Genomic DNA, 3,171 nt, shown 5'->3' with positions numbered 1-3,171 from the left:
CCCCCGTGAACCGCACCCGCCGCACCCGCCGCGCCGCCGCCGCGGCCCTGGCCGCCCTGGGCGCCCTGGGCGCCCTGACCCTGGCCGCCTGCGGCGGGGACGCCACCACCACCCCGGCGGCCCCGGCGGCCGGCGCCGAGCGCCACGTCGCGTTCCTGGCGCCCTCCACGACGCTGCGCTCGCAGGCGTACGACTACCCCAACTTCGCGGTCGCCCTGCAGGAGCGCTGCGGGGACTGCGTGGTGGACCTGCTCACCGCCTCCGACCAGGCCGAGCAGAACCGGCAGGGCGAGCAGGCCCTCGCCGAGGGCGCGCAGGCCCTCGTCGTCGTCGCCATCGACGGCGCCGAGGCGGGTTCCCTGGTGCGCTCGGCCTCGGCCGCCGACGTGCCCGTCGTCGCCTACGACCGGCTCGTCAAGGACGCGCCGCTGGACTACTACGTGTCCTTCGACGGCGAGGCGGTCGGGGAGCTGCAGGGGCGCGCCGTGCTCGACGCCGTGGGCGAGCGCGCCGGCGAGGGCGTCGTGCTCATGCTCCAGGGCGACCCGGCGGACAACAACGCCGCCCTGTTCGCCGCGGGCGCCCACTCGGTGCTCGACGGGCAGGTGACGGTCGCCTCGGAGCGCTCGGTGGCCGGGTGGGGCGAGGACGCCGCCCGCCAGCAGGTGTCCGAGGCGCTGGGCCAGCTGGGCGGGCGGCCGCTGCTGGCCGTGCAGGCCGCCTCCGACGGGCTGGCCGCCGGGACCGCCGAGGCGCTGGCCGCGGCGGGCCTGCGCGACGTCGCCGTCACCGGCCAGGACGCGGAGGTCGCTGCGCTGCAGCGCATCCTGGCGGGCACGCAGACGATGACGGTGTTCAAGGACCTGCCCGCGCAGGCGCGCGCGGCCGCCGACCTGGTCGCCGACGTGCTCTCCGGGCGCGAACCGGCCACCACGACCACCACGGACAACGGCGCCGGCGCGGTGCCCACGGTGCTGCTGCAGCCGGAGGCGGTGACGAGGGACGACATCCGCTCCGAGGTGCTGGAGCCCGGCTACACCACCGCCGACGCGCTGTGCGCGGGCGCGGCCAGCACCCTGTGCCGCGAGGCGGGCATCACCGGCTGACGCGGCCGGCGGGCGGGCCGCTGAGCGACCCGCCCGCCGGCCGCGCCCCGGGCGGGTCCCCTCAGTCCATCCGCGCGTCGAGGGTGATCTCGACGCCGGTGAGGGCCTTGGAGACCGGGCAGGTCTCCTTCGCGGCCTGCGCGGTCTTGACGAAGGTGTCGGCGTCGACGCCGCTGACCTCGCCGGTGACCCTCAGCGCGATGCCGGTGAGGCGGAAACCGCCCGCGGGGTCCGGGCCGAGGGAGACGTCGGCGGTGACCTCCAGGCTCTCCGGGGTGCCGCCGGCCTCCCCCAGCAGCGCGGAGAACTGCATCGCGAAGCACGAGGAGTGCGCGGCGGCGATGAGCTCCTCGGGGCTGGTGGTGCCCCCGGCCTCGTCCGCGGCGCGCTTGGGGAACGAGACGTCGTAGGTGCCGACCTGGGAGCTGGACAGCTCGACCTGGCCGGAGCCCTCGTTCAGGGTGCCGTTCCAGGCGGTGCGGGCGGTGCGGGTGGGCACGGGGCCTCCTGTGGTGTCGAGTGGTGCCGGGCGGTGCCCGGTGCTGGTCGAGCGCGGCCACGCGCTCGCGGCGCCCCATCCTCACCCCCGGCCGCGAGCCGCGCCACCGGCGCGGGCGGGTGCGTCAGGCGGTGCGTCAGGCGGTGCGTCAGGCGGTGTGGGCGAGCGCGGTGGGCAGGCGCTCCAGCAGCAGCACGGCGAGGTCGTCGTCCAGCACCCCGCCGACGTGCCGGCGCACGTCGGCCAGCAGGCGCTCCAGGTCCGCGTCCAGCGCCTCCTGCACGCCGCTCTCCGGCGTCGCGCCCCCCCGCGGGCCGTCCTGCTGCGTCCCGCCGGCCCGCCCGGCGCCGCCGTGCGCGCCGGCGCCGAGGGCGCGGGCCCCGGCGTCCAGGTCGAAGAAGCGGCCCTCGCGGTCGCGCGCCTCCAGCAGGCCGTCGGTGAACAGCAGCAGGCGCTGCCCGGGCAGCAGGACGGTGCTCTCCACCCGCGGCTCCACGCCCAGGCCCAGCGGCGGGCCGGGGTGGCGGCCGGCGGGCAGCGGGTCCCGGCCGGGTGCCAGCAGCAGCGGCGAGGGGTGCCCGCACAGCACCACCTCCAGGCGCCCGTCGGGGTGCAGCGCGCACAGCGCCGCCGTCACGAAGTCCTCCGCGCCCAGCCGGGGCGCCACGGCCGCCTCCACGCGGCGGGCGACCTCCGCCAGCCCGGTGCCCGGCAGCGGGGCGGTGTGCCGGAACGCCGAGAGCACCGCCGCGGCGGTGTGCACCGCGGGCAGGCCCTTGCCGCGCACGTCGCCCACGACCAGGCGCACGCCGTCGGAGGTGCTCACGACGTCGAAGAGGTCGCCGCCGACGAGGGCGTCGGCGCTGGCGGAGACGTAGCGCGAGGCCAGCGCCAGGTCGCCCACGCGCGCGGGCACGGGGTGCTGGATGGCGGTCTGGGCCACCGCGGCGACGCGGGTGACGGAGCGGATGCGCTCCTCGCGGCGCTCGCGCACGTGCGCGCCGACGACCGCGAAGGTGGCCAGGGCGGCGCTGCCGGCCACGCGCACCTCGCCGGTGCCGGTGCCCAGGTCGCCGCTGCCCCAGCCGCTGAGGGCCGCCACGGCCAGCACGGAGGCGGAGGCGACGACGGCGGTGGCGCTGCGGCCCACGACGAGGGAGGCGGCCAGCGGCCCCAGCGCCAGCCAGGGCACCACCACGAGGCGCTCGCTGCCGGCGACCACCTGGCCCAGGCACAGCAGCAGCACCCATGCCAGGCAGGCGCTCACGACCACGACGGCGGGGCGCACGCGCGGGGGGCCGCCGGCCGCGGCGCGCGGCGCGGCGCCCGGGGCGGGCGCGGCGTCACCCCCCACAGCCGCAACGCTGCGGAGTTGCTTAATCACCCTGTGATTCTGCCAGGTGGGCGGGGGTCCTGGGACGCCGCAGGGCCCCGCCCCCTCGGAGGGGGCGGGGCCCTGCGGTCGGACCGGCGGCTCAGCGCCGGGACCGGCACCGGGTCGGCACCGGGTGGGCGACGTCAGTCGCGCGCGGCGCCCTCGCGGCGCGGGCCGCGGGGAGCGCCCTC

The 3,171-nt window shown here is 78.9% G+C and carries 3 protein-coding genes; 1 reads left to right on the top strand and 2 read right to left on the bottom strand.

What is annotated here, in order from left to right; all coding sequences use genetic code 11:
- The coding region (locus tag GTR00_RS17715; protein WP_166612898.1) for a sugar ABC transporter substrate-binding protein at positions 1–1,106 on the top strand (1,106 nt) is incomplete at its 5' end.
- Between the two features lie 61 nt (positions 1,107–1,167).
- Here GTR00_RS17715 and GTR00_RS17710 read toward each other — a convergent pair.
- Entirely contained in the window at positions 1,168–1,605 is a 438-nt protein-coding gene (locus tag GTR00_RS17710) for an OsmC family protein (RefSeq protein WP_166612897.1), read from the bottom strand.
- 148 nt (positions 1,606–1,753) lie between these two features.
- Complete coding sequence (locus tag GTR00_RS26010) at positions 1,754–2,959, bottom strand: PP2C family protein-serine/threonine phosphatase (protein ID WP_166612896.1); 1,206 nt, start codon at positions 2,957–2,959, stop codon at positions 1,754–1,756.
- Between the last annotated feature and the right edge of the window lie 212 nt (positions 2,960–3,171).

It is taken from the genome of Kineococcus indalonis (genome assembly GCF_009906395.1).
Taxonomy (GTDB): domain Bacteria; phylum Actinomycetota; class Actinomycetes; order Actinomycetales; family Kineococcaceae; genus Kineococcus; species Kineococcus indalonis.
This window is presented reverse-complemented; position numbering and strand designations above follow the sequence as displayed.